Below are 24554 nucleotides of genomic sequence, written 5' to 3' on the forward strand. Positions count from 1 at the left end.
CGCATTCTTGTCTAAGGTGCGTTGACCGACGAACGAAATCACCTATGAAACTCGCGACCATCCTTGCCGTTGCCGGAACCCTCGGAGCCCTGGTACTTTTGATCGCAGGTCATGCCGCAGCGGCTGGCTTGCTCGTTGCAGCGTCCTGCCTGATTGAACTGATCTACGGAGCGGTCACGGGCAAGCAACGCAACGAGTAAGCGCCTATGGGCAACTGCGTCCAAGGCCACGGCGTCGCCCCTGGACGTTAGTGCGGTAGCGCACGTAGGGTGGCTCGGTGTCTGCTACAAAGAATATAGCTGTCAGCGCAATACCCACTTGGGCCCTCGCCTGATTTGTCTTGAAATTGAGGGCCGCCGTCAGCTCACGTTGCGCCCGGCGGTCGCACCCAATGTTTCGTACATGAGCTAGTAAAACTACCTATGCTCGGTGCGCCCATCACGCATGAGATAGGTAGCAGTACCAGCTTACCTAACAATGGTCAAACAGCTTTAATGAAACTGTCATCTTTTTGTGTTGGACCCCGCATGACTGTCTCTGAAACTGTTTCCACGATTCAAACCCGCACGCGCGACGATGGCTTCCTCGGCACCTCGCGCAACGGCAACTTGAAGGACACCGTTCAGGATCTGAAGAACCTGTCGCCCGCCGAGCGCGGTGAAGCGCTCAGCATGTTCACGGACGATGACCTGAAGGAAATTGCCAACGACGTGAATGCCGGCGGCATTTTCGGCGCCAGCGGCTTGTCCAATGACGAGAAGCGCGATCTGTTCGACACCATGGCGGACGGGGCCAGCGGTAAGGACCTGGCCCATCTCGCCAGCGCTTTTGATAGCCGTGAGGACACGCAACTGCTGGCCGAATCCGTGGCGAGCAAAGGCAGCAACGAGGCCAAGCAGGCCTACATCCAGGAGATGTCGGCGCGGACGGCGGATAACGATTCCGGCTTTTCGTCGCAGTTCCTCAGCGGCTCAACAACGGATAACAGCGACAAGGACGCGAAGGCGGTGTTGACTGTGCTCAACAGCTTTGACACGGCTACGCCGGAAGGTCGCGCCGCGTTTGACCAGGCCATCAAAGACATGCCCCAGGACGCGCTGAAGAGCGTGGCCAAGGCGGGTGTGAACGAGACGACGTTTACCGCCATTGATTACAGCGGTGGTGCAAACGGGTCTCCCGGGGTGGCGCACACTACCGTCAGCTATAGGACAGATGGTCTCAATGCCTTGTTGGACAAGGTGGCGGGCAGCAGCGACCCGCAAGTGAAGGGCAAGGTATTCGAGGCGGCAGCCGACGCGGTGTCAGGCATGCGTGAGAACGCGGGCGTTCACCTGGGCATGTCGTCGATCGGCACGGACCAGAAGATCGCCGATGTGGTTGGTCGAATGACCACCGTCATGAACAGCGATCCACGCGGGATTACCGATCAACTGAACAAGTCTGACGCCTATGGCCTTGGCCTCAGCACCTACGTGGCCGAGGTCATGCGTTCGGACCCGAAGGCGGGCGCGGAAATCCTGGGCAAGCAACTTGCGCAACTGCAGGGCGCTGGCACAGGCCTGTCGCCGACCGAGTTCTTCGAGCAGCAGTCACCCGGCACCAACGGCACCCCGTACTACAAGAACGCTGAAACCCTGGGTTACTACGCAGGTGCACTGCGTGCGGGTATCGATTCGTTGAACAAGGACACGACCGAAACCGGGACCATGGTCAAGGGGGTGCTGGGTGCCGCCATCAGCGCGGCCAGCTTGGGTCGGGCTGGCGGTACGGTTTCTGGTTTGACCGGCGCAGTGGTGGATCAGGTTGTGGCGCAAGCGAACGGCAGCCGCACCGAAACCGCCCGTGTGCTGGAACAATTGGCGATCCCAGTGGACGCCAATGGCGACCGGTACCAAGGCCCGGCGACGGCGACATTTGACAGCAAGGCTGCCAAGGTTCGTGCGCAATGAGTCTGACGCGACGAGACACTGCCGCCACCATGGCGGCCATCATGCTCAGCCCGACGGCAGCCTTTTCCCGAACCATGAAAGATTTGAAATTGCTTCGGATTCCCGGCGTTCAGGCCTTTACCTACCGAGACGAAAGCACGCTGCCTTTGAATCAGGCAACGACCCAACTGGCGGACGCGTTCCGCGCCAGAGGCGCGGGTCAGAGCGTGGATGGTGAGACGCTGGCCGCGGACGCGACGACCAGTGACGATGCGATCGCGCGATCCGTCGACGCGGCGCTGGGCAAAGAGTGGAAGCGCAGCACGGGCTTCACCAGCGCCAACCCTCATATCCACCTGATGGTGTGGGAGCGGACCACGGCACCCAGGCGCTTTTACGCAATTGCCGCCTTCGACGCCGTGCACACGGCAACTGCGGACGGGCGCAAGTACCGGCCTCTGGAATCGGTGTTCACGCGCGAGCGCTGACGCCGTCGGGGGCCGAATCGAGCCACGCAGCAGCGCGCGCTTGATGGCGATGCCGCCGCCGCCACGTCGCCAAGCCCGCTAACGCGGCGCGCGAGGTGCCGCCGCCCTGTTGGCCACCAAAGTGGCCGTTTCGCTCGCGCCCACCTCTTTCAAGAATCCCCACACCGCCTGCATGCGTGCCAAGTGCTTCGCCTCGGCCGGCATGCTCATCCAGAAGGTGCGGGTGAATTCGGCCTCGCCAGGCAGCACGCGGGCCAGGATGGGGTCGCGGTCGGCCAGAAAGGCGGGCAGCACGGCCAGGCCGGCGCCGGCGCGCACGGCTTCGTACTGCGCGGTGACGCTGGTGCTGCGCAGGGCAAAGCGCTCGGGCGGGTAAAGCTGATCCAGAAACTGCAACTCCTTGGTGAAGAGCAGGTCGTCCACGTAGCTGATGAAGGCGTGGTGGCGCAAGTCCTCGCGCTTGGCGACGAGGGGGCGGCGGGCCAGGTATTCGCGCTGGCCGTACAGGCGCAGGGTGTAGTCGGCCAGTTTGGTGACGATGACGGAGCCGCGCTTGGGCCGCTCCAGCGAGATGACGATGTCGGCTTCGCGCCGGCTCAGGTGCAGCATGCGGGGCAGGGCGAGCAGGTCGATCGACAGGCCGGGGTGTTGCAGCGTCAGCCGCGCCAGGTGCGGCGCCAATATCTGGGTGCCAAAGCCCTCGGTGGCGCCCACGCGCACCAGGCCGGACGGGCCGCTGGCGGCGGCGTTGGCAGGGGCCGCGCGTTCCACACCCTGCACGGCGCCGGCCATGGCTTCGACGGCGGGCAGCAGCTGGCGGCCGGCTTCGGTCAGGCGGTGGCCGGTGGCTTCGCGGGCGAACAGGGGTGTGCCCATCTGCTTTTCCAGCGCATGGATGCGGCGCGCGACGGTGGTGTGTTCCACGCCGGTGCGGCGTGCGGCGGCGGCCAGGGTGCCGGTGTGGGCCAGTTCCAGAAAGTAGCGCAGGTTGTCCCAGTCCATGGCAAGCGTCCTTGATGTGCAAATTTGCAAAGCCAACGTGCGTCATTGTCTATTGCCCTGTGAATTTTGCACGGCTACCATGGGGCATTCGTTGACCACCCACTGACAGGAGACAAATTCGCCATGGACGCATCCACCACCAACGTACAGGCCCCCACCGTCAAGCTGCTGATCGGCGGCAAGATGGTCGAATCCAAGACCACGCAATGGCGCGACGTGGTCAACCCCGCCACGCAGCAAGTGCTGGCGCGCGTGCCCTTTGCCACGGCGGACGAGATCAACGCCGCTGTCGCTTCCGCCAAGGAAGCCTTCAAGACCTGGAAGAAAACGCCCATCGGCACCCGCGCGCGCATCTTCCTGAAGCTCCAGCAGCTGATCCGCGAAAACATGGGCGAGTTGGCCGCGCTGCTGACGGCCGAGCAGGGCAAGACGCTGCCCGACGCCGAAGGCGATGTGTTCCGCGGCCTTGAAGTCGTGGAGCACGCCGCCAACATCGGCACGCTGCAGCTGGGCGACCTGGCCAACAACGTGGCCAACGGCGTCGACACCTATTCGATCATGCAGCCGCTGGGCGTATGCGCAGGCATCACGCCGTTCAACTTCCCGGCCATGATTCCGCTGTGGATGTTCCCGATGGCCATCGCTACCGGCAACACTTTCGTGCTGAAGCCGTCCGAGCAGGACCCGATGGTCACCATGCGCCTGTGCGAACTGGCGCTGGAAGCGGGCATCCCCGCTGGCGTGCTGAATGTGATCCACGGCGGTGAAGACGCCGTGAACGCGATTTGTGACCACGCCGACATCAAGGCGATCAGCTTCGTCGGCTCGACCAAGGTCGGCACCCACGTCTACAACCGAGCCAGCCTGAACGGCAAGCGCGTGCAATGCATGATGGGCGCGAAGAACCACGCCATCGTCATGCCCGACTCCAACAAGGAGCAGACGCTGAACGCCTTGGCCGGTGCCGCTTTCGGCGCGGCCGGTCAGCGCTGCATGGCGCTGTCGGTGGTGGTGCTGGTGGGCGAGGCGCAGAAGTGGATTCCCGAACTGGTCGAGAAGGCCAAGACGCTCAAGGTGAGCGCTGGCACCGAAGCCGGCACCGACGTGGGCCCGCTGGTCAGCTGCGCGGCGCTGGACCGCGTGACCGGCTTGATCGAGCGCGGCGTGGCCGAAGGCGCCAAGCTGGAGCTGGACGGCCGCCAACCGACGGTGAAGGGCTTCGAGAAAGGCAACTTCGTCGGCCCGACGATCTTCAGCGGTGTGAAGCCCGGCATGAGCGTGTACGAGCAGGAGATCTTCGGCCCGGTGCTGTGCATCGTGGCGGCCGACGACATCGACCAGGCGATCGAATTCATCAACGCCAACCCCAACGGCAACGGCACAGCGATCTTCACGCAGTCGGGCGCCGCGGCACGCAAGTTCCAGGAAGACATCGACGTGGGCCAGGTCGGCATCAACGTGCCGATCCCGGTGCCGGTCCCGCTGTTCTCGTTCACAGGCAGCCGCGCGTCCAAGCTGGGCGACCTGGGCCCTTACGGCAAGCAGGTCGTGCTGTTCTACACGCAGACCAAGACCGTCACGGCGCGCTGGTTTGACGACAGCACGACCAGCCACGGCGTGAACACCACTATCAGCCTGAAGTAAGTGACACCCCCTGAGTCGCCTGTGGCGCCTTCCCCCTCTCTCTGTGCGCTGCGCACTTCGGGAGGGGGACGCAGCCAGCGCGGCGGGGCGGCCCTTGCGCGGCCGCCTGAGTTGGCGTTGCGCCAGTGCTTGGCACAGCACGCTGGCCAACGCAAGGCAGAGCGCTCGCAGTGACTGGCCGTTACCTCGTCGTTGCCTTGGCACTGTACGGAAGCGCCGTTGCTTGGGCGCAGGCGGGTGCCGATTGCCGCCCCGGCGGCAGCGTGGCCGAGTCCAACGCCTGCGCGGTACGCGACTACCAGCAGGCCGACACGGACCTGCAAATTCTGTACGGCGACGTGATGCGCGCACTGTCGGCCCACGAGCGGCCCGCGCTGCGACAGGGCCAGTCGGCCTGGCAGCGCACGCGCGTGGCACAGTGCAAGACCGCGCAGCGCGCGGCCGAAGCTCTACCCGAATGGCCACGGCTTTACCACGAGTGCCTGACCACGCAGACGAGGGGCCGCCGCGCCGGGCTGATGCATTGGCTGCAGCACGGTGAGGCGCCGCCATCCTGACCACAACCAAGACGATTTCGAGGAGACACCAGCATGGACTTTGAACTGAGCGAAGACCAGCGCGCCTTTGCCGACACCGCGCGCGCCTTTGCCGAGGCCGAGCTGGCGCCGCACGCTGCGAAGTGGGACGCCGAAAGCATCTTCCCGCGCGAAGCGATCGCCAAGGCGGGCGAGTTGGGCTTTTGTGGCCTGTACGCGCCCGAGAGCGCAGGCGGCCTGGCGCTGCCGAGGCTGGACGCCACGCTGGTCTTTGAAGAGCTGGCGGCGGTCGATCCGAGCACCACCGCCTTCATCACCATCCACAACATGGCGACCTGGATGCTGGGCACCTGGGCCACCGATGAAGTGCGCGCCGAGTGGGGCGAGCCACTCATCAGCGGCCAGAAGCTGGCCAGCTACTGCCTGACGGAGCCCGGCAGCGGCTCCGACGCCGCGTCCATCAAGACGCGCGCCGAGTTGGTGGGCCACGAATACGTGATCAACGGCGGCAAGGCCTTCATCAGCGGCGCGGGCAGCACCGACGTGCTGGTGCTGATGGCCCGCACGGGCGACGCTGGCTCGGGCGCGGGCGGCATTAGCGCCTTCGCCGTGCCGGCCAACCTGCCGGGCATTCACTACGGCAAGAAAGAAGAAAAAATGGGCTGGAACAGCCAGCCCACGCGCCAGATCAGCTTTGACAACGTGCGCATCCCCGCCAACCACCTGCTGGGCAACGAGGGCGAGGGCTTTCGCATCGCCATGAAGGGGCTGGACGGCGGGCGCATCAACATCGCCACCTGCTCGGTGGGCGCGGCGCAGGGCGCGCTGGGCCACGCGCAGCGCTACATGCAGGAGCGCAAACAGTTCGGCAAGACGCTGGCCAGCTTTCAGGCGCTGCAGTTCAAGCTTGCCGACATGGCAACCGAACTGGTCGCTGCCCGCCAGATGGTGCGGCTGGCCGCCAGCAAGCTGGACGCCGGCCACCCCGACGCGGCCACGTACTGCGCCATGGCCAAGCGGTTTGCCACCGACGCGGGCTTCAACGTCATCAACGACGCGCTGCAGCTGCACGGCGGTTACGGCTACATCCGCGAATACCCGCTAGAGCGCCTGTTGCGCGATGCGCGCGTGCACCAGATCCTCGAGGGAACGAACGAAATCATGCGTGTCATTGTGGCGCGCAAGCTGCTGGAACTGGACACCGCAGGCACGATCCGCTGAGTCGGCGCCTTTCCAACAGACCTACAAACCAAGGAGAAAAGAGATGAAAGTGGCATTCATTGGCCTGGGCAACATGGGCGGCCCGATGGCGCTGAACCTGCACAAGGCTGGATTCGAGGTGCGAGCGTTCGACCTGTCCAGCGCCGCGTGCGACGCCCTGCGGAAGGATGGGGTGGCGATTGCGTCGTCGGCCGAAGACGCGGTGACTGGCGCCCAAGTGGTGGTCAGTATGCTGCCCGCCAGCCAGCACGTGGAAGGGCTGTACCTGGGCAGCGACGGCAAAGCCGGCCTGCTTGAAATGCTGCCGACCGGCACGCTGGTGATCGACAGCAGCACCATCGCTGCCGCCACTTCGCGCAAGGTCGCGCAAGCCGCCGCGAAGCGTGGTGTGGTGGTCATCGACGCGCCGGTATCTGGTGGTACGGGCGGCGCCATTGCCGGCACGCTGACCTTTATGGTGGGCGGTGGGGCGGCCGACCTGGAGCGCGCCCGTCCGGTACTGGACAAGATGGGCAGCAACATCTTTCACGCCGGTGATGCCGGTGCGGGCCAGACCGCCAAGATCTGCAACAACATGCTGCTCGGGATTTTGATGATCGGCACGTCCGAGGCCATCGCGCTGGGCATCGCCAATGGGCTCGACCCCAAGGTGCTGTCCGAGATCATGCGTCGCAGCTCCGGCGGCAACTGGGCGCTCGAGAAGTACAACCCGCTGCCCGGTGTGATGGAGACGGCACCGGCCTCCAAAGGCTACGCAGGCGGCTTCGGTACCGACCTGATGCTGAAGGACCTCGGCCTGTCGCAGGAGAATGCCGCGGCCGTGCGCGCCTCCACCCCGCTGGGCGGTATGGCTCGCAACCTCTACGCCGCACACAGTCTGGCGGGGCAGGGCGGGCTCGATTTCTCCAGCGTCATTCAGATGTTTCAGAAGAAGCCTTGATGCTGCAACCCGCAGAAGCGGCCCTCGGTCGATGAGGGAGCGCGGCGCTTCTGCGGCGTGTGGTACGCCGCCCCTGCGCCGGGACGGCGCCGTGGCGCTGACGATTAGAGGAATGTACGGATGAACGACACCACCGGGCGCGAGCCCGACACACGCGGCTGCAAGGCCTTTTTAGCGGTGGGGTGCCATGTCTGAGCGCCCGGATCCCCAGACGCAGGATGTCATGCAGGATTGCGTGCTGTTCAGCGAGATCATCACCGCTTGCGGGCGGCGCTTTGGCCACGCCACGCTCAATTCGCTGCCCACGCTCAACGCGCTGTCGCTCCCGATGATCGACAAACTTGGGCCCAAGCTCGCGGATTGGGCCAAGGACCGGGGCATCGTCGGCGTGGTGCTCGACGCAGTCGGCAACAAGGCCTTCTGTGCGGGTGGCGATCTGCAGTTACTGTACGCGTCGATGCGCGAAACGCCGCCGGGTCAGATCCCGCTAAACGCCGCGCGCTTTTTCGAGCGCGAATACCGGCTCGACTACCAAATCCACACCTACCCGAAACCCGTGCTGTGCTGGGGCAACGGCATCGTGATGGGTGGCGGCATCGGCCTACTGGCCGGCGCGTCGCACCGCGTGGGCACCTTGTCGACGCGCCTGGCGATGCCGGAGATTTCCATCGGCCTGTACCCCGACGTGGGCGGCAGCTGGTTCCTGCGACGCTCGCCCGGACGCACCGGCCTGTTTCTGGCGCTGACCGGTGCGTCTATCAACGCGGCCGATGCGCGCTTTGCTGGCCTGGTCGATTTTGTGGTCGCGCAGGACGACAAGGCACAGGTGCTGGCCGATCTCGCTAAGGCGCAATGGTCCGATGTTGCCGACGTCAACTCCGCGCGCCTCAGCCACGTGCTGGTGCGCCATTCTGTCCCCGAAGCGGCCTTGCCGCCGTCCAACCTGCGCAAGCACTTTGACGCGATCGAAGCCATCATTGGCCACGACCAGCTGGCCGACATTGCGCGGCGTCTGCAGGCGTTGACAGCGCACGAAGATCCGTGGCTGTCCAATGCGGCCAAGACCTTCGTCAAGGGTTCGCCCACCTCGGCGGGGCTGTCCTTCGCGCTGTGGCGGCGCGTGCTGCACCTATCGATGGCCGATGTCTTGCGGCTGGAATACCATGTCTCCGTCGCTTGTGCACGGTTTGGCGACTTTGCTGAAGGCATCCGCGCCCTCATCATCGACAAGGATCGCAATCCTCAATGGCGCCCTGCCACCCTGGCCGAGGTGAGCGACGACTACATTCAATCCTTCCTGCAGCCGCCACATCCGCTGGCCGACCTACTGTAAGCCGGAGCCCATTGCCCATGACACCCGACTCATTGCAACGCCTGTTCGAAGACTGGACCCGCCACTGGATGCTACCGCAGCAGACGCCTGGCGAGGGCGCCGCGCCTGGCGCGCTGGCGAGCGACCCGCGCTTCAAGGACCCGGCCTGGACGGCCACACCTTACGGCCGTTTCCTGCTGAAGTGGTACGAGGCCGCTGGCCAGACTGCGCAGCATGTCGGTGAGTTGGGCAACCAGTTGCCTGCGCACCAGAAGAACTTGTGGAACTTCTACGTGCAGTATGCGGTGGACGCGCTGTCGCCGTCCAACTACTTCCTGACCAACCCGCAAGCCTTGCAGAAGGCGCTGGACACGCAGGGCAAGAGCGTGCTGACCGGCCTGACGCGCGCGCTGGAAGACCTGCAGAACAACGCGCTGCCCGCGTCGACCGACGCATCGGCCTTCACGGTCGGCGGCAACCTGGCCAACACGGCCGGCGCCGTGGTGTTCCAGAACGAGGTGTTCCAGCTGCTCCAGTACCAGCCGCTCACGGCGAAGGTCAGCGCCGTGCCGGTGGTGGTTGTGCCGCCTTGCGTGAACAAGTACTACGCGTTCGATCTGAACGAGCAGAAGTCCTTCGTCAAGTACCTGGTGGAGCAGGGCATGCAAGTCTTCATGGTGTCCTGGCGCAACCCGCACGCTGGCACCACCCAGGCGGGCTGGGAAGAGTACATCTACGACGGTGTGCACAAGGCGATCAAGGTGACCTGCGACGTCGCCAGCTCGCCCAGAACCAACCTGCTGGCCTGGTGCATCGGTGGCGCGTTGTCATTCTCGGCGCTGTCCGTGATGACGGCGGCCGAGAAGAAGCGCATTGCCTCGGCCACCTTCCTCACCACGCTGGTCGACTATTCGGACCACGGCGACGTGGGCATCTTCATCGATCCACCGCAGGTCGCCGCCATGGAGCCGCGCCTGCGCATGAAGGGCGTGATGCCCGGCCAGGATTTGGCCAAGGCCATGGCCATGCTGCACGCCAAGGATTCGATCTGGCACTTCTACGTGTCCAACTACCTTCTGGGCGACAACATCCCGCCTTTCGACGTGCTGTACTGGAACAGCGACACGGCCAACGTGCCAGCCAACCTGTACCAGTACTACGTTGAGAACATGTACCTCAAGAACCTGATGCGCGAGCCCGGCGCGCTGCAACTGCGCGGCCGCAAGTCCGACCCTGGCAACCTTGATATGCCGTGCTGCTTCGTGTCGGCGACCGAGGACCACATCGTCCCCTGGAAGACTACGCTGCTCGGGTTGGACCTGGTGTCGGGCCCCGCCGAATTCCTGCTGACCGAAGGCGGCCACGTCTCCGGCACCGTGATCAACCACCCGGCCAAGTCGCGCAAGAGCTACTGGTTCAACGGCCCGCGCACGACCGACCCTGAGGCCTGGCAGGCCGGCGCTGAAAAGCACCAGGGCAGCTGGTGGCCAGAATGGCAGCGCTGGGTCGCCCAGTTCAGCGGCAAGCAGGTGGCCGCACCCCAGGCGCTGGGCAGCGCCGACTGGCCGGTGATTGAAGCCGCGCCTGGTTCCTACGTGCTGGAAATAGTGCCGCAAGGCTGAGTGCGGAACGATGCGCCGCGACCCTGATAACGCCACCGATTCCGTTCCCCGCACGGCCATCGAGATCGCGTCCAGCACTGCGTCCCGCGAGGGCCTGCCCGACATTGCCGTCTGCGATTTCGCGCTGCCCGTTCCCGGCGCGCCCGAGGTATCCATCCACGTGCGCAACAAGCGCCTACCGGGTAAACCGGTCAATGACCAGAAGGTGGTGGTCTTCGTGCACGGCGCCAGCTACGCCGGCAGCGTGGTGTTTGACCATCCGATGTTCGGCGGCGGCTCGTGGCTGGACTACATGGCCGTGCACGGTTTTGACGCCTATGTGTTCGACATCCGCGGCTACGGCCGCTCGTCGCGCCCGCCCGAATTCACCAGCGGCGCCGGCGCACGCAGTCCCTACGCCAAGACCGCGGATGCCTTGCATGACCTCGCGGCTGTGGTCGACTTCGTGCGCCAGCGCAGCGGTGCGGCCCAGGTCAACCTGATCGGTTGGTCCTGGGGTACGTCGATCGCCGGCGGCTTCGCGGCCGAGTACGGGGAACTGGTTCGAAATCTGGTCATGGTGGCGCCGCTGTGGACGATCCGTAACACGCCGGTGGTGGCTTTGTCGCGCTGGATGATGGCGGCTATGCCCACACCCGCGCTGGGCACGGTCGATTTCCTGGGCGCCTTCCGCAATGTGCCCAAGGCCGAGGCGCGCAAGCGCTGGGTGCGCGGCCTGGAGGACACGTTGGCTGAGCAAATCATGCCCGCGGCCGAGTTTGACGCCTGGTGGCAGGCCTTGTCCGCGGTGCAGTGCACGCCAGGAGCCGAGAACGATACCGTGCGCGTGCCCAACGGTGTGATGGCCGACCTGATCGATATCTGGGGCGCCGGAGGCGCGACCTACACCCCTGAACGTATTCGCGCGCCCACGCAACTGCTATGGGGCGAGTGGGACGTGGACACGCCTTTGTCCATGGCGCAGGACGTGTTCGACCGGCTGCGCGGCGCGTCGTACAAGCGTCTGGAGGTGCTGGCGCGCGGTACCCATTCGATGGCGCTGGAGCTCAATCGCGTCGACTTGTACCGGCGCGCGCGCGAGTTCTTGGAGACGCGCTTCAACTGAAACCGGCCTGCGTCGACCGCGCGCGGCGACCGCCAGGTGCGTCGAGTGACCTTTTGCTTCCAAAAGAGGAGCTGGTCTCTCAATATCCACTAGGGCCAGGGCCCGATTTCTTTTGGAATTCACCAATTGGCCCTGCGCACCGCGTGACGCATCCAACCCAGCGCGTGCGCGAGCGCGAGCATACCTGCAGCACGCGACTAGCAAACAACAAAGAGCCACGACCTCAGGCCGTGGCGGGCGGTCGGAGTGAGTCATGCTAGGGGCGCGAGCGGCCTGATGGCTGGGCTGCTCACCATGCTCAGGCAGCGGTCGCTACCTCATTGCGCAACGTTTTGGCTGCGGCCACCATCTGCTCCAACGCGGGGATCACTTCGTGCCAATTTCGCGTCTTCAGCCCGCAGTCGGGGTTGACCCACAGCCGCTCGGGCGGAATGCGTTCGGCCGCCTTTTTCATCAGCCCGACGATGTGCTGTTGCGTGGGGATGTTGGGCGAATGGATGTCGTACACGCCCGGGCCGATCTGGTTCGGGTATTTGAAGTCGTTGAATGCGTCCAACAGCTCCATGTCCGAACGCGAGGTCTCGATGGTGATCACGTCCGCGTCCATGTCGGCGATCGACGCGATGATGTCGTTGAACTCGGAATAGCACATGTGCGTGTGGATCTGCGTCTCGTCGCGCACGCCGTTCGCCGTGATGCGGAAGCACTCGATTGCCCAGTCCAGGTAGGTTTTCCAGTCGGCTCGGCGCAGGGGCAGGCCCTCACGCAGCGCTGCTTCGTCGATCTGGATCACGCGGACGCCGGCGCGCTCCAGGTCCAGCACCTCATCGCGGATCGCCAGCGCCAGCTGCTTGCACGATGCCGCGCGCGGCTGATCGTCGCGCACGAAGGACCAGTTCAGGATCGTCACCGGGCCCGTCAGCATGCCCTTCATGGGTTTGGACGTCAGCGACTGTGCAAAGGTGGTCCACGCCACCGTCATCGGCTGCGGGCGGCTGATGTCACCGAACAGGATCGGCGGCTTCACGCAGCGCGAGCCGTACGACTGCACCCAGCCGAACTGGCTGAAGGCATAGCCTTCGAGCTGCTCACCGAAGTACTCGACCATGTCGTTGCGCTCGGCCTCGCCGTGCACCAGCACGTCCAGGCCCAGCGTTTCCTGCTCGCGCACGCTGCGTTCGATCTCGGCGTGCATGGCGCGCTGGTAGCCCGCAGCGTCCAGCCGCCCCGCCTTGAATTCGCTGCGCGCCTGGCGGATCTCGCTGGTTTGCGGGAAGGAGCCGATGGTGGTGGTCGGGAAGGCCGGCAGCTTCAACAGTGCGGCCTGCTTGGCGGCGCGCTGCGCGTAGGCACTTTCGCGAAGGCCCAGCTGAGCGTCGATGCGCGCGACGGCGGCTTTCACGGCCGGGTTGTGCACGCGCGGCGAGGCGCGGCGCGCGGCCAGCGCGGCCTGGTTGGTGGCCAGTTCCTGGGCGACGGCGTCGCGGCCTTCGTTGATGGCGCGCGCCAGCACGGCCAGCTCGTCCAGCTTCTGTCGGGCAAAGGCCAGCCAGGAGCGCACATTGGCGTCCAGCCGCTCTTCGCTGGCCAGATCGACCGGCACGTGCAGCAGCGAGCACGACGGCGCCAGCCACAGCCGATCACCCAGACGCTCGGCCAGCGGCTCCAGCCAGTCCAGCGTGGCGGCGAGGTCGGTCTTCCAGATGTTGCGGCCGTTGACCACGCCTAGGGACAACACCTTGTGCGCGGGCAGCAGGCCCAGCAGCGGCAGCACGTCTTCGCGGCCATTGATGGCGTCCACGTGCAGGCCTGCCACCGGCAGGTTGGCGGCAAGGTGGGCGTTGTCCTTCAGTTGCCCGAAATAGGTGGCGAGCAGCAGCTTGGGCTTGCAGATCTTGAGGTGGTGGTAGGCCGTGTTGAAGGCGTGGCGCCAGTCGGCGTCCAGCTCGGTGACGAGCAGCGGCTCGTCGATCTGCACCCATTCCACGCCTTCGGCGGCCAGGCGGTCCAGCAGCTGCGCGTACACCGGCAGCAGCTGCTCCAGCAGAGCCAGCTTCTCGGCGCCATCCTTGGCCTTGCCCAGCGCCAGGTAGGTCACCGGCCCGACGATGACGGGCTTGGCCTTCACGCCCTGGGCGCGCGCTTCGGCCAGCTGCGCCAGCAGCCGCTCGGGGTTCAGCGCAAAGCGCGTCTGCGCGGTGAATTCGGGGACGATGTAGTGGTAGTTGGTGTCGAACCACTTGGTCATCTCGCCAGCGGCCACGCCGCCGTCGCCGTGCTTCTCGGCGTGAGCGCCGCCGCAGCAGGCGGCTTCTGCGACGGCCGCCGAGCGTCCGCGCGCCACGCGGAAGTAGTTGTCCAGCTCGGCGCCCTGAAAGCCCTGCACCCGCTCCGGCAGGTTGCCCAGCGTGAAGCTCATGTCGAGCACCTGGTCGTAGTACGAGAAATCGCCCACCGGCACCAGGCCCAGCGCGGCCTGATCGGCCCAGTGGCGCGCCCGCAGATCGGCGCCGGTGGCCAGCAGATCGGCCTGCGAGCTTTGGCCCCTCCAGTAGGCTTCCAGGGCGAATTTGAGTTCACGGCGCGCGCCGATGCGCGGGTAGCCGAGGTTGTGCGTGATGACCATGAAATGCTCTGCGTATAGGAGGAAAGACAGGCATGGTAGGCAGCGCAATGCGTGAAGTAAAATGGTCAATTCTCAACATTCAATGAATTTGGCTCATACATGATCGAGCGCATGCACCTGGCCATCGTGCAGGAGGTCGACCGGTGCGGCTCGCTCACCGCCGCGGCCGAAGTGCTGTGTCTCACGCAATCGGCGCTCAGCCACTCGATCCGCAAACTTGAAGATCAGCTGGGCACGCCGATCTGGACGCGCGACGGCCGCAGCCTGCGGCTGACCCAGGGCGGGCAGTACCTGCTGGGCGTGGCCAAGCGCGTGCTGCCCCAGCTCGCGCTGGCCGAGGAGCGGCTCGCGCAGTTTGCGCAGGGCGCGCGCGGCACGCTGCGCATCGGCATGGAATGCCATCCCTGCTACCAGTGGCTGCTGAAAGTGGTGGCGCCGTACCTGGCGGCGTGGCCCGACGTCGACGTGGACGTCAAGCAGAAGTTCCAGTTTGGCGGCATTGGCGCGCTGATCGGCTACGAGATCGACCTGCTGGTCACGCCCGATCCGCTGTACAAGCCCGGTCTGCATTTCGAGCCGGTGTTCGACTACGAGCAGGTGCTGGTCGTGGGCGCGAACCATCGCCTGGCGCGGGTGGCGTACGTCAAGCCGCGGCAGCTGCAGGACGAGGTGCTGATCACCTACCCGGTTGAGGCGGATCGGCTCGACGTGTTCAACCAGTTCCTCACGCCTGCGGGGGTGGCGCCGCGGCGCCACAAGACGATTGAGACCACTGACATCATGTTGCAGATGGTGGCCAGCGGGCGCGGCGTGGCGGCGCTGCCGCGCTGGCTGGTGCAGGAATACGCCGCCCAACTGGGCGTGGTGCCTGTGCGCCTGGGCGCGCGCGGCGTGGCCAAGCAGATCCACCTGGGCGCGCGTGAGGGCGAGCTGGACATCGACTACCTGCGTGCCTTCATCGCACTGGCGCGCGCGCTGCCTGCCGTGCCCGCTTGAAAAAGCATAGCTGGCGGCGCCGATTCCGCGCCAATTTCAGATTAAAACCGCCTGAAATCGCCGCCAATCCGGCGCGGCCAGCTCACTTTTTGGAAGTAGGAGCGAACGCGTAGGGCACGAACCGGCTCTGGTTCTCGTCCACTTCGAGTGCGCGTCCGATGAACGGAAACGCGCGCTGCGGGCAGTCGGTGCGTTCGCACACCTTGCAGCCCATGCCGATCGGCGTGGCGGCGTCCGGGTCGCGCAGATCCAGCCCCTTGGAATAGACCAGGCGCGGCGCATGGCGGATGTCGCAGCCCAGGCCCACCGAGAACGTCTTGCCGCGTGCGCCGTAGCCCGGCCGCCCCTGAGCCACCGTGCGCGCAATCCACAGGTAGGTGCGCCCGTCGGGCATGCGCGCCATCTGCGGCACGATGCGCCCGGGCTGCGCGAAGGCTTCGTACACGTTCCACAGCGGGCAGGTGCCGCCCACGCGCGAGAAGTGAAAGTGCGTGGCCGACTGGCGCTTGGAGATGTTGCCCGCGCGGTCCACCCGCACGAAGAAGAACGGCACGCCGGGCGCGCCCGGCCGCTGCAGCGTGGACAGCCGGTGGCACACGGTTTCAAACCCCACGCCGAAGCGCTGCGCGAGCAGCTCGATGTCGTAGCGCAGCGCCTCGGCCGCCTGCCAGAAATCGCCGTAGGGCAGCAGCAGCGCGCCCGCCACGTAGTTCGCCAGGCCCACGCGGGCCAGATGGCGCGAAGCCGCGTCCTCGTCGAAGGGCGGCACGTCGATCAGCGCGTCGATCGGCTCGCGCATCTCCAGCAGCGCGAGCTGCGTGGCCAGCTGGAAGGCGCGCTGGCCTTCATTGAGCTCACCCGACAGTGCCAGCGTGCGCGCGGAGGCGTCGAACTGGCGCTTGCCGGTGTCGGCGTCGGTGGTGTGCAGCAGCGTGACGCCGTGGCGCGTGCGCAGGCGCTCCGCCAGCCACGCGGCCAACGGCCCATGGCCGCGTGCTTGCAGGGCGAGCGCCTCCGCCGCGCGATCAAGCCCGTCGAAGTGGTTCTGGTAGGCAAAGAAAAAGTCGCGCACCGCTTCAAACGGCATCGCTGCGGGCGCCGCGGCGTCGGAGCGCTCGTCGCCCAGCTTCAGCGCCATGGCTTCGACCCGCGCGGCCGTCGCCACGTTGCGCCGATGCAGTTGCACCAGCGCGCGCGCCAGCGTGGGCATTTGCGTGGCGACTTCCTTCAGCTCGGGCAGGGTGACGGGTTCGGCGGCGTCGGCCAGCGCCTCCTGCATGGCCGCAACCAGGCGCGCTTCTTCGTCTTCCGAGAACTGCTGCACGTCCACGCCGAGCGCGCGGCTGATCTTGAGCAGCACCGCCACCGTGAGCGGGCGCTGGTTCTGCTCGATCTGGTTCAGGTAGCTCGGCGACAGACCCAGCGCCTGCGCCATGGCGATCTGCGACAGGCCGCGCTCGGCGCGCAGGCGGCGCAGTTTGACGCCCATGAACGTCTTCTTCATGGCGTGCTGCGCTTGTGGGGGTGATTCGCAAAATTTGCAAATTCGCGGCAATGGGTTCGCAAGGATTCGCCCTTTCAGTCCTTCTCTGGGGTGGGTATTTTGCGTAAATTGCGAATCATGATAAGCCCCCGCGGAACCACCGAATTGCACGAACTCGTGCTGCCCGCCATGGCCAATCACCACGGCACGCTGTTCGCGGGCGAAGGCCTGCAACGAATGGCCAAGGCCGCGTTTCTGGCCGCCCGCAGCCTGGCGCAGTGCGAGGTGGTGATGGCCGGCGTGACCGGCATCGACTTCACCTCGCCCGTGCCGGTGGGCCACCGGCTGACGCTGCGCGCGTGGGTCAGCCGCGTCGGCCGCAGTTCGATGACGGTGTGCGTCACCGGGCTGGCCGATGCGCCCGGCGTGCCGTGCGAAGAAGTGTTCAAGGGGGTGTTCGACATGGTCGCCGTGAATGGCCACGGCCGCCCCCAAGCCATCGATCCACGTTATCTGAATCAGAAGACCCGCTCATGACCACCGCCACTGCCAACCCTGTTGCGGCCGATGCCGCGCCCGCCTTCCAACCCAAGAAATCCGTGGCCTTATCCGGCGTCACCGCCGGTAACACCGCGCTGTGCACCGTGGGCCGCACCGGCAACGATCTGCACTACCGCGGCTACGACATCCTCGACATGGCCGAGGTATGCGAGTTTGAGGAAATCGCTCACCTGCTGGTGCACGGCAAGCTGCCCACGCGCGCCGAGCTAAAGGCCTACAAGGCCAAGCTCAAGGCCTTGCGCGGCCTGCCCGGCAGCGTCAAGGCGGCGCTGGAGCACCTGCCGGCCGCCAGCCACCCGATGGACGTGATGCGCACGGGGGTGTCGGCCCTGGGCTGCGCGCTGCCCGAGAAGGACGACCACAACCTGCCCGGCGCGCGCGACATCGCCGACCGGCTGATGGCCAGCCTGGGCAGCATGCTGCTGTACTGGTACCACTTCAGCAATTCGGGCCGCCGCATCGAGGTGGAGACAGACGACGACACCATCGGCGGCCACTTCCTGCACCTGTTGCACGGTGCGGCGCCCTCGCACAGCTGGGTGCGCGCCATGCACACCTCGCTGAACCTCTACGCCGAGCATGAATTCAACGCCAGCACCTTCACCGCGCGCGTGATCGCCGGCACCGGCAGCGACATGTATTCGAGCATCGCCGGCGCCATCGGCGCGCTGCGCGGGCCCAAGCACGGCGGCGCGAACGAGGTCGCCTTCGAGATCCAGAAGCGCTACGACAACCCGGCCGAGGCCGAAGCCGACATCCGTCGCCGCGTCGACGCCAAGGAGGTGGTGATCGGCTTTGGCCACCCCGTCTACACCGTGAGCGACCCGCGCAACGTGGTGATCAAAGGCGTGGCCAAGCAGCTGTCGGATGAAGCCGGCAGCACCAAGATGTACGACATTGCCGAGCGGCTGGAGAGCGTGATGTGGGAAGTGAAGAAGATGTTCCCCAACCTCGACTGGTTCAGCGCCGTCAGCTACCACATGATGGGCGTGCCCACGGCCATGTTCACGCCGTTGTTCGTGATCGCGCGCACCAGCGGCTGGGCCGCGCACGTGATCGAGCAGCGCCAGGACAACAAGATCATCCGACCCAGCGCCAACTACACCGGGCCGGAAGACCAGCAGTTCGTGCCCATCGACGCGCGCGCCTGAAGAAAATCATAGCTGGCCGCGCCCGTTCCACGCCGATTTCAGGTCGAATGTGCTTGAAACCTGCGGTGGACAATCTCGGCCGGCTATTCAAAGCATAGCTCCCGTGATGACGAACACCGCCCACCGCAAACCCCTTCCCGGCACGTCCCTGCAGTACTTCGACGCGCGCGAGGCCGTCGATGCCCTTCAACCCGGGGCCTGGGCGAAGCTGCCCTACACAGCGCGTGTGCACGCCGAAAACCTGGTGCGCCGCGCCGACCCGGCGCAACTGAGCGCCTACCTGGGCCAGCTCATCGAGCGCAAGCGCGAGATCGACTTTCCGTGGTTCCCCGTGCGCGTGGTGTGCCACGACATCCTGGGCCAGACCGCGCTGGTGGACTTGGCCGGGTTGCGCGACGCGATTGCGAAGGAGGGTGGCGACCCGGCCGCCGTGAACCCTGTCGTTCCGGTGCAGCTCATCGTGGACCATTCGCTGGCCGTGGAGTGCGGCGGCTTCGACCCCGATGCCTTTCGCAAGAACCGCGCCATCGAGGACCGCCGCAACGAGGACCGCTTCCACTTCATCGAATGGACCAAGAAGGCGTTTGCCAACGTCGACGTGATCCCCGCGGGCAACGGGATCATGCACCAGATCAACCTGGAAAAAATGTCGCCTGTCGTGAACGTGCAGGACGATGAACACGGAAAGTTGGCCTTCCCCGACACCTGCGTCGGCACCGACAGCCACACGCCGCACGTCGATGCGCTGGGTGTCATCGCCGTGGGCGTGGGAGGCCTGGAGGCCGAAAACGTGATGCTGGGCCGCGCCTCGTGGATGCGCCTGCCCGACATCGTGGGCGTCGAGCTCACGGGCCGCCGCCAGGCCGGCATCACCGCCACCGACATCGTGCTGGCGCTGACCGAATTCCTGCGCAAGGAAAAGGTGGTCGGCGCGTACGTCGAGTTCTTCGGCGAAGGCGCGAGCAGCCTGTCGATCGGCGACCGCGCCACCATCTCCAACATGTGTCCCGAGTACGGCGCCACCGCGGCGCTGTTCTACATCGACGAGCAGACCACCGCCTACCTGCGCCTCACCGGCCGCGAGGAAGCGCAGGTGCAACTGGTCGAAACCTATGCCAAGACCGCCGGCTTCTGGGCCGACGACCTGCGCAGCGCGCAGTACGAGCGCGTGTTGACGTTCGACCTCTACAGCGTGGTGCGCAACATGGCCGGCCCGAGCAACCCGCACCGTCGCCTGCCGACCTCGGCCCTGGTCGACCGCGGCATCGCCGGCGCCGTCCAACTCGAAATGGCCCGCGCCGAAGAGGCCGAAGGCCTGCTGCCCGATGGCGCCGTGATTATCGCGGCCATCACCAGCTGCACCAACACTTCCAACCCGCGCAACGTGATCGCCGCCGCGCTGCTGGCGCGCAACGCCAATGCGCGCGGCCTCATGCGCAAGCCCTGGGTGAAATCGTCGCTGGCGCCCGGCTCGAAGGCGGTGGAGCTGTACCTGGAAGAAGCCGAGCTGCTGTGCGATCTGGAAAAGCTGGGCTTTGGCATAGTGGGCTTCGCCTGCACCACCTGCAACGGCATGAGCGGCGCGCTCGACCCGAAGATCCAGCAGGAGATCATCGACCGCGGTCTGTACGCGACGGCGGTGCTCTCGGGCAACCGCAACTTCGACGGCCGTATCCACCCCTACGCCAAGCAGACTTTCCTGGCGTCGCCGCCGCTGGTGGTGGCCTACGCCATCGCTGGCACGGTGCGCTTCGATATCGAGCAGGATGTGCTGGGCATCGACCTGCAGGGCAACCCAGTGCGGCTGAAGGACATCTGGCCCAGTGACGAGGAAATCGACGCCATCGTGGCCAAAGCGGTGAAGCCCGAGCAGTTCCGCGCCGTCTACGAGCCGATGTTCGCCCTTCGCGCGGACAACGGCGAGCGCGTGGCGCCGCAGTACGACTGGCGCCCGCAGTCCACCTACATCCGCCGACCGCCCTACTGGGACACTGAGGGCGTGGGCGCACTGGCCGCCAACCCGCGCACGCTCAAGGGCATGCGCCCGCTGGCGCTGCTGCCGGACAACATCACGACCGATCACCTGTCGCCCTCCAATGCCATTCTGGCCAACAGCGCCGCGGGCGAGTACCTGGCCAAGATGGGCCTGCCGGAAGAAGACTTCAACTCCTACGCCACGCACCGCGGCGACCACCTGACGGCCATGCGTGCCACCTTTGCCAACCCGCAGCTCGTCAACGAAATGGCCGTGGTCGATGGGCAGGTGAAGAAGGGCTCGCTGACCCGCATCGAGCCCGAGCGGCAGGTCGTGCGCATGTGGGAGGCCATCGAGACCTACCTGAACCGCAATCAGCCGCTGATCATCATTGCTGGCGCCGACTACGGCCAGGGGTCGAGTCGCGACTGGGCCGCCAAGGGCGTGCGCCTGGCCGGAGTGGAAGTGGTGGTGGCCGAAGGCTTCGAGCGCATCCACCGCACCAACCTGATCGGCATGGGCGTGCTGCCGCTGGAGTTCCCGATGGGTGTGAACCGCAAGACCTTGGCACTCGACGGCAGCGAGACCTACGACGTCAGCGGCACGCCCACGCCGGGCGGCATGCTGAACCTGGTGGTGCACCGCAAGAACGGCGAGACATTCGAGGTGTCCGTGCGCTGCCGCCTGGACACCGCCGAAGAAGTGCAGGTCTATGAAGCTGGCGGCGTGCTGCAACGCTTTGCGCAGGATTTTCTGGCCGCCAATGCGCCGGTCGCCGCGTAAGGAATACCATAGATATCCGCCTGTGGCCCTAGAGCACCTTGCGCAGACAGCTAGCAAAACATGAGCAAAGCACCGCAGATCAAGATTCCCGCCACCTACCTGCGTGGCGGCACCAGCAAGGGCGTGTTCTTCCGCCTGCAAGACCTGCCCGAAGCCGCGCAGCAACCCGGCGCGGCGCGCGACGCGCTGCTGATGCGCGTGATCGGCAGCCCCGACCCCTACGGCAAACAGATTGACGGCATGGGCGCCGCCACGTCCAGCACCAGCAAGACCGTGATCATTGCCCAGAGCAGCCAGCCCGACCACGACGTCGATTACCTCTTTGGCCAAGTCGCCGTCGACAAGCCGTTCGTGGACTGGTCGGGCAACTGCGGCAACCTGTCGGCCGCGGTCGGCCCCTTCGCCATCAGCAACGGCTTCATCCCGGCCGATCGCATCCCGCAGAACGGCCACTGCACGGTGCGCATCTGGCAGGCCAACATCGGCAAGACCATCGTGTCGCATGTGCCGATCACCGATGGGCAGGTGCAGGAGACCGGCGACTTTGAGCTCGACGGCGTGACGTTCCCCGCGGCCGAGGTGCAACTGGAATTTCTCGACCCCGCGGATGAAGGTGAAGGCGATGGCGGGGGCACCATGTTCCCTACCGGGCATGTGGTCGACACCCTGGACGTGCCCGGCGTCGGCAGCTTCCAGGCCACGCTGATCAACGCCGGCATTCCCACCATCTTCCTGAACGCCAAGGACATCGGCTACACCGGGACCGAACTGCAACCCGTCATCAACGGCGACAAGGCGGCGCTGGAGCGCTTCGAGACCATCCGCGCCTGGGGCGCCGTGAAGATGGGTCTGATCCAGGACACTGCCGAAGCCGCGACGCGCCAGCACACGCCAAAAATCGCTTTCGTCGCGCCGCCGCAGGACTATGTGGCCTCCAGCGGCAAGCCGGTGAAGGCGGCTGACGTCGACCTGCTGGTGCGCGCGCTCTCCATGGGCCAACTGCACCACGCCATGATGGGCACGGCGGCCGTGGCCATCGGCACGGCAGCAGCCATACCCGGCACGCTGGTCAATCTGGCGGCCGGCGGTGGTGAACGCCAGGCGGTGCGCTTCGGCCACCCCTCGGGCACCCTGCGCGTGGGCGCGGAAGCCTCGCAGGAAGGCGGCCAGTGGGTGGTGAAGAAAGCACTGATGAGCCGCAGCGCGCGCGTGCTGATGGAAGGCGCGGTGCGCGTCCCGGGCGACGTGCTGCGCTGAAGATTTCAAGCGAAAACACGCGCTGGTCCTAGTACCACTTGCGCGGACAGCTAGCAATTTGAGAGTACACGGATATGAACACCAAGCAAACTCTGAAGACCCTGGTCGAGGCCCGCAGCGGCCTGCTCGTTCCGGGCGCGTTCAACGCGCTGTCGGCCAAGGTGATCGCCGACCTGGGCTTTCAGGCCATCTACATCACCGGCGCGGGCGTGACCAACATGTGGTTTGGCATACCGGACCAGGGCTTCATGGGCCTGGCCGAGATCGCCGACCACACGGCCCGGATCCGCGACGCGGTGGACGTGCCGCTGATCGTTGACGCCGACACCGGCTTTGGCAACGCGCTGAACGTGGTGCACACCGTGCGCACGCTGGAGCGCGCCGGCGCCGACTGCATCCAGCTCGAAGACCAGGTCGCGCCCAAGCGCTGTGGCCACTTCAACGGCAAGGAAGTCATTGGCACCGACGAGGCCGTAAGCAAGATCAAGGCCGCAGTCGACGCGCGGCGCGACAGCGGCCTGATGATCATGGCGCGCACCGACGCCGCCGCCGCGCTGGGTTTTGAAGCCGCGGTGGAGCGTGCGCAGAGATTCGCCGAAGCCGGCGCCGACATCCTGTTTGTCGAAGCCGTGACCAAGGCCGAAGAAGTGTGCGCCCTGCCGCAGCGCCTGAAGCAGCCGCAGCTGATGAACATGGTGATCGGCGGCAAGACGCCGATCTTCAACGCCGAGCAGTTGGGCGAACTGGGCTTTGGCATCGTGCTGTACGCCAACGCCGCGCTGCAAGGCGCCATCGCCGGCATGCAAAAAGCCTTGACTGCCCTGCGCGACGACAAGGAAGTGCAGGAGAGCAGCGGCCTGGTGACGCCGTTCGCCGAGCGCCAGCGCCTGGTCGGCAAACCCGAATGGGATGCGCTGGAGGCACGCTACGCTTGATTCCTCCATTGGGTAGGGACGGTGGATTGGTACCGTCATATCAAGATGAAAATCGACTCCAGCCCTTGTCCAGTCTGCGCAGCCAGCTAGCATTTTGATGGCGTCCTGGCGCGCCTTGCGTCAGGCGCAAGCGGCGATGGCTCGGTCCTCATGTTCGCCAGCGCTGGGCGCCTGAGAAGCTTCAAGGTGCAGCCAACGGTCCACCAGCGCGTCCACCCGCGCTTGGGCTTGTGCGACCGATTTGGCCAGCGCTTCGCCGCCATGTTCCTGGTGCTCCACCGCGATGTGCGCGAGCCCATCGATACCGAGAAAGCCCAGCGCCGTCGCCACCGCCGGGTCCAGGTGGTTCATGTGGGCCATCTCGCCACCGGCGTCGAAGCCGTCGCCGCCTCGCGCGCTCAGCAGCACAGTTCGGCGCGGCCGATCGGCCAGCAGCGGCACGTAGGGCGAATCGGCGCGGGCCGGCTCGTAGGCGAAGGTTTCGCCGATGCGCACGATCTGGTCGATCCAGGCCTTGAAGGCCGCTGGCGGCCCGAAGTTGTACATGGGCACACCCAGCACCAGCACGTCGGCGCGGCGCAGCTCGTCGATCAGCGCGTCGCTTTCGGCGAGCCTGCGGCGCTGCGCCGTTGTTCGGTCTGCGCGCGGGGTGAAGGCGGCAGCCACCCAGTCGGATGACACGTGGGCGGGCGGCGTCTGGCCCACGTCGCGCACGATGACCGTGTCGCCCGGTCGCGCCGCGCGCCAGCGCTCGACAAAGCGGTGGGTCAGGGCGCGCGTGTGCGAGCCGTGGGCGTGGGTGCCGGCGCGGCCTGGACGGGCGCTGGCGTCGAGGTGAAGTACAGTCGTCATGGATGAGTTCCTTTTCAATCAAGTGAAGGTGACTCGACTGTAGAAACCCAAAAATCCTGAGACAAACGATATTTTCTGCACGGAATGGAAAAACCAAATTCATCTATCCACGCACCACCGAGCGAGGTACACCGTGC

General features: G+C 65.9%; 20 protein-coding genes. 16 read left to right on the forward strand and 4 right to left on the reverse strand.

From position 1 onward, the window contains the following. Positions 1–44: 44 nt before the first annotated feature. The 3 genes from FVQ98_RS19705 to FVQ98_RS13550 all read left to right on the forward strand — a co-directional run bounded on the left by FVQ98_RS19705 (position 45) and on the right by FVQ98_RS13550 (position 2416). Positions 45–200 carry a hypothetical protein gene (locus FVQ98_RS19705; protein WP_187265734.1) on the forward strand — a complete coding sequence of 52 codons (156 nt, stop codon included), beginning with the start codon at positions 45–47 and terminating at the stop codon, positions 198–200. A 327-nt stretch (positions 201–527) separates the two neighbouring features. Continuing rightward, positions 528–1949, forward strand: a complete 1422-nt coding sequence (locus FVQ98_RS13545) for a hypothetical protein (protein ID WP_147913980.1) — start codon at positions 528–530, stop codon at positions 1947–1949. Positions 1950–1978: 29 nt separating this feature from the next. Further along, the gene (locus FVQ98_RS13550; protein ID WP_147913981.1) at positions 1979–2416 is read left to right on the forward strand and encodes a hypothetical protein; all 438 of its coding nucleotides are present in this window, start codon (positions 1979–1981) and stop codon (positions 2414–2416) included. 78 nt (positions 2417–2494) lie between these two features. On the opposite strand, the gene FVQ98_RS13555 is transcribed toward FVQ98_RS13550, so the two are convergent. Continuing rightward, positions 2495–3418: a LysR family transcriptional regulator gene (locus FVQ98_RS13555; RefSeq protein WP_147913982.1), complete on the reverse strand. Its 924-nt coding sequence runs from the start codon at positions 3416–3418 to the stop codon at positions 2495–2497. 123 nt (positions 3419–3541) lie between these two features. Here FVQ98_RS13555 and FVQ98_RS13560 point away from each other — a divergent pair, with 123 nt between their 5' ends. The 7 genes from FVQ98_RS13560 (at position 3542) to FVQ98_RS13590 (ending at position 11798) form a co-directional block, all read left to right on the forward strand. After that, a complete protein-coding gene (locus FVQ98_RS13560; RefSeq protein ID WP_147913983.1) occupies positions 3542–5062 on the forward strand; it encodes a CoA-acylating methylmalonate-semialdehyde dehydrogenase in 1521 nt (506 codons plus the stop codon). A gap of 197 nt (positions 5063–5259) precedes the next feature. Continuing rightward, the gene (locus FVQ98_RS13565; RefSeq protein ID WP_370512963.1) at positions 5260–5619 is read left to right on the forward strand and encodes a lysozyme inhibitor LprI family protein; all 360 of its coding nucleotides are present in this window, start codon (positions 5260–5262) and stop codon (positions 5617–5619) included. Between the two features lie 33 nt (positions 5620–5652). Next, positions 5653–6819 (forward strand): acyl-CoA dehydrogenase family protein, encoded by a 1167-nt coding sequence (locus FVQ98_RS13570; protein WP_147913985.1) that lies wholly within the window; start codon positions 5653–5655, stop codon positions 6817–6819. 43 nt (positions 6820–6862) lie between these two features. Beyond that, positions 6863–7759, forward strand: coding sequence for a 3-hydroxyisobutyrate dehydrogenase (gene mmsB / locus FVQ98_RS13575; protein WP_147913986.1), 897 nt, complete (start codon positions 6863–6865; stop codon positions 7757–7759). Positions 7760–7982: 223 nt separating this feature from the next. Further along, a complete protein-coding gene (locus tag FVQ98_RS13580) occupies positions 7983–9092 on the forward strand; it encodes an enoyl-CoA hydratase/isomerase family protein (RefSeq protein WP_147914012.1) in 1110 nt (369 codons plus the stop codon). 17 nt (positions 9093–9109) lie between these two features. Next, on the forward strand, positions 9110–10693 hold the full coding sequence (locus tag FVQ98_RS13585) for a PHA/PHB synthase family protein (RefSeq protein ID WP_187265735.1): 1584 nt from the start codon (positions 9110–9112) through the stop codon (positions 10691–10693). A gap of 10 nt (positions 10694–10703) precedes the next feature. Further along, entirely contained in the window at positions 10704–11798 is a 1095-nt protein-coding gene (locus FVQ98_RS13590; protein ID WP_147913988.1) for an alpha/beta hydrolase, read from the forward strand. A 298-nt stretch (positions 11799–12096) separates the two neighbouring features. Here FVQ98_RS13590 and metE read toward each other — a convergent pair whose 3' ends face one another. Next, entirely contained in the window at positions 12097–14424 is a 2328-nt protein-coding gene (gene metE / locus FVQ98_RS13595) for a 5-methyltetrahydropteroyltriglutamate--homocysteine S-methyltransferase (RefSeq protein ID WP_147913989.1), read from the reverse strand. A 99-nt stretch (positions 14425–14523) separates the two neighbouring features. On the opposite strand from metE, the gene FVQ98_RS13600 reads away from it, so the two are divergent. After that, entirely contained in the window at positions 14524–15420 is an 897-nt protein-coding gene (locus tag FVQ98_RS13600; RefSeq protein ID WP_147913990.1) for a LysR family transcriptional regulator, read from the forward strand. A gap of 82 nt (positions 15421–15502) precedes the next feature. Here FVQ98_RS13600 and FVQ98_RS13605 read toward each other — a convergent pair whose 3' ends face one another. Beyond that, positions 15503–16924, reverse strand: coding sequence for a short-chain fatty acyl-CoA regulator family protein (locus FVQ98_RS13605; RefSeq protein WP_147913991.1), 1422 nt, complete (start codon positions 16922–16924; stop codon positions 15503–15505). 117 nt (positions 16925–17041) lie between these two features. Here FVQ98_RS13605 and FVQ98_RS13610 point away from each other — a divergent pair, with 117 nt between their 5' ends. From FVQ98_RS13610 to FVQ98_RS13630, 5 genes are all read left to right on the forward strand, one after another. Further along, positions 17042–17440 carry an acyl-CoA thioesterase gene (locus FVQ98_RS13610; protein ID WP_147913992.1) on the forward strand — a complete coding sequence of 133 codons (399 nt, stop codon included), beginning with the start codon at positions 17042–17044 and terminating at the stop codon, positions 17438–17440. Further along, the gene (gene prpC / locus FVQ98_RS13615; RefSeq protein ID WP_147913993.1) at positions 17437–18615 is read left to right on the forward strand and encodes a bifunctional 2-methylcitrate synthase/citrate synthase; all 1179 of its coding nucleotides are present in this window, start codon (positions 17437–17439) and stop codon (positions 18613–18615) included. The genes FVQ98_RS13610 and prpC overlap by 4 nt, the downstream gene beginning before the upstream one ends. Positions 18616–18721: 106 nt before the next feature. After that, positions 18722–21373 carry a Fe/S-dependent 2-methylisocitrate dehydratase AcnD gene (gene acnD / locus FVQ98_RS13620; RefSeq protein WP_147913994.1) on the forward strand — a complete coding sequence of 884 codons (2652 nt, stop codon included), beginning with the start codon at positions 18722–18724 and terminating at the stop codon, positions 21371–21373. Positions 21374–21433: 60 nt separating this feature from the next. Further along, entirely contained in the window at positions 21434–22630 is a 1197-nt protein-coding gene (gene prpF / locus FVQ98_RS13625; RefSeq protein WP_147913995.1) for a 2-methylaconitate cis-trans isomerase PrpF, read from the forward strand. A 74-nt stretch (positions 22631–22704) separates the two neighbouring features. Beyond that, positions 22705–23565, forward strand: coding sequence for an isocitrate lyase/PEP mutase family protein (locus FVQ98_RS13630; protein ID WP_147913996.1), 861 nt, complete (start codon positions 22705–22707; stop codon positions 23563–23565). A gap of 120 nt (positions 23566–23685) precedes the next feature. Here the strand turns inward: FVQ98_RS13630 and FVQ98_RS13635 are convergent, their stop codons facing one another. Then, on the reverse strand, positions 23686–24417 hold the full coding sequence (locus FVQ98_RS13635) for an FMN-dependent NADH-azoreductase (RefSeq protein WP_147913997.1): 732 nt from the start codon (positions 24415–24417) through the stop codon (positions 23686–23688). Positions 24418–24554 lie beyond the last annotated feature (137 nt).

The sequence above is a fragment of the Ottowia flava genome (assembly GCF_008017535.1).
Taxonomy (GTDB): Bacteria; Pseudomonadota; Gammaproteobacteria; order Burkholderiales; family Burkholderiaceae_C; genus Ottowia; species Ottowia flava.

Coding starts and splice junctions, on each gene's coding strand:
- FVQ98_RS19705 (WP_187265734.1), top strand. CDS start 45: ATGAAACTCGCGACCATCCTTGCCGTTGCCGGAACCCTCGGAGCCCTG.
- FVQ98_RS13545 (WP_147913980.1), top strand. CDS start 528: ATGACTGTCTCTGAAACTGTTTCCACGATTCAAACCCGCACGCGCGAC.
- FVQ98_RS13550 (WP_147913981.1), top strand. CDS start 1,979: ATGGCGGCCATCATGCTCAGCCCGACGGCAGCCTTTTCCCGAACCATG.
- FVQ98_RS13555 (WP_147913982.1), bottom strand. CDS start 3,418: ATGGACTGGGACAACCTGCGCTACTTTCTGGAACTGGCCCACACCGGC.
- FVQ98_RS13560 (WP_147913983.1), top strand. CDS start 3,542: ATGGACGCATCCACCACCAACGTACAGGCCCCCACCGTCAAGCTGCTG.
- FVQ98_RS13570 (WP_147913985.1), top strand. CDS start 5,653: ATGGACTTTGAACTGAGCGAAGACCAGCGCGCCTTTGCCGACACCGCG.
- mmsB (WP_147913986.1), top strand. CDS start 6,863: ATGAAAGTGGCATTCATTGGCCTGGGCAACATGGGCGGCCCGATGGCG.
- FVQ98_RS13580 (WP_147914012.1), top strand. CDS start 7,983: ATGCAGGATTGCGTGCTGTTCAGCGAGATCATCACCGCTTGCGGGCGG.
- FVQ98_RS13585 (WP_187265735.1), top strand. CDS start 9,110: ATGACACCCGACTCATTGCAACGCCTGTTCGAAGACTGGACCCGCCAC.
- FVQ98_RS13590 (WP_147913988.1), top strand. CDS start 10,704: ATGCGCCGCGACCCTGATAACGCCACCGATTCCGTTCCCCGCACGGCC.
- metE (WP_147913989.1), bottom strand. CDS start 14,424: ATGGTCATCACGCACAACCTCGGCTACCCGCGCATCGGCGCGCGCCGT.
- FVQ98_RS13600 (WP_147913990.1), top strand. CDS start 14,524: ATGATCGAGCGCATGCACCTGGCCATCGTGCAGGAGGTCGACCGGTGC.
- FVQ98_RS13605 (WP_147913991.1), bottom strand. CDS start 16,924: ATGAAGAAGACGTTCATGGGCGTCAAACTGCGCCGCCTGCGCGCCGAG.
- FVQ98_RS13610 (WP_147913992.1), top strand. CDS start 17,042: ATGATAAGCCCCCGCGGAACCACCGAATTGCACGAACTCGTGCTGCCC.
- prpC (WP_147913993.1), top strand. CDS start 17,437: ATGACCACCGCCACTGCCAACCCTGTTGCGGCCGATGCCGCGCCCGCC.
- acnD (WP_147913994.1), top strand. CDS start 18,722: ATGACGAACACCGCCCACCGCAAACCCCTTCCCGGCACGTCCCTGCAG.
- prpF (WP_147913995.1), top strand. CDS start 21,434: ATGAGCAAAGCACCGCAGATCAAGATTCCCGCCACCTACCTGCGTGGC.
- FVQ98_RS13630 (WP_147913996.1), top strand. CDS start 22,705: ATGAACACCAAGCAAACTCTGAAGACCCTGGTCGAGGCCCGCAGCGGC.
- FVQ98_RS13635 (WP_147913997.1), bottom strand. CDS start 24,417: ATGACGACTGTACTTCACCTCGACGCCAGCGCCCGTCCAGGCCGCGCC.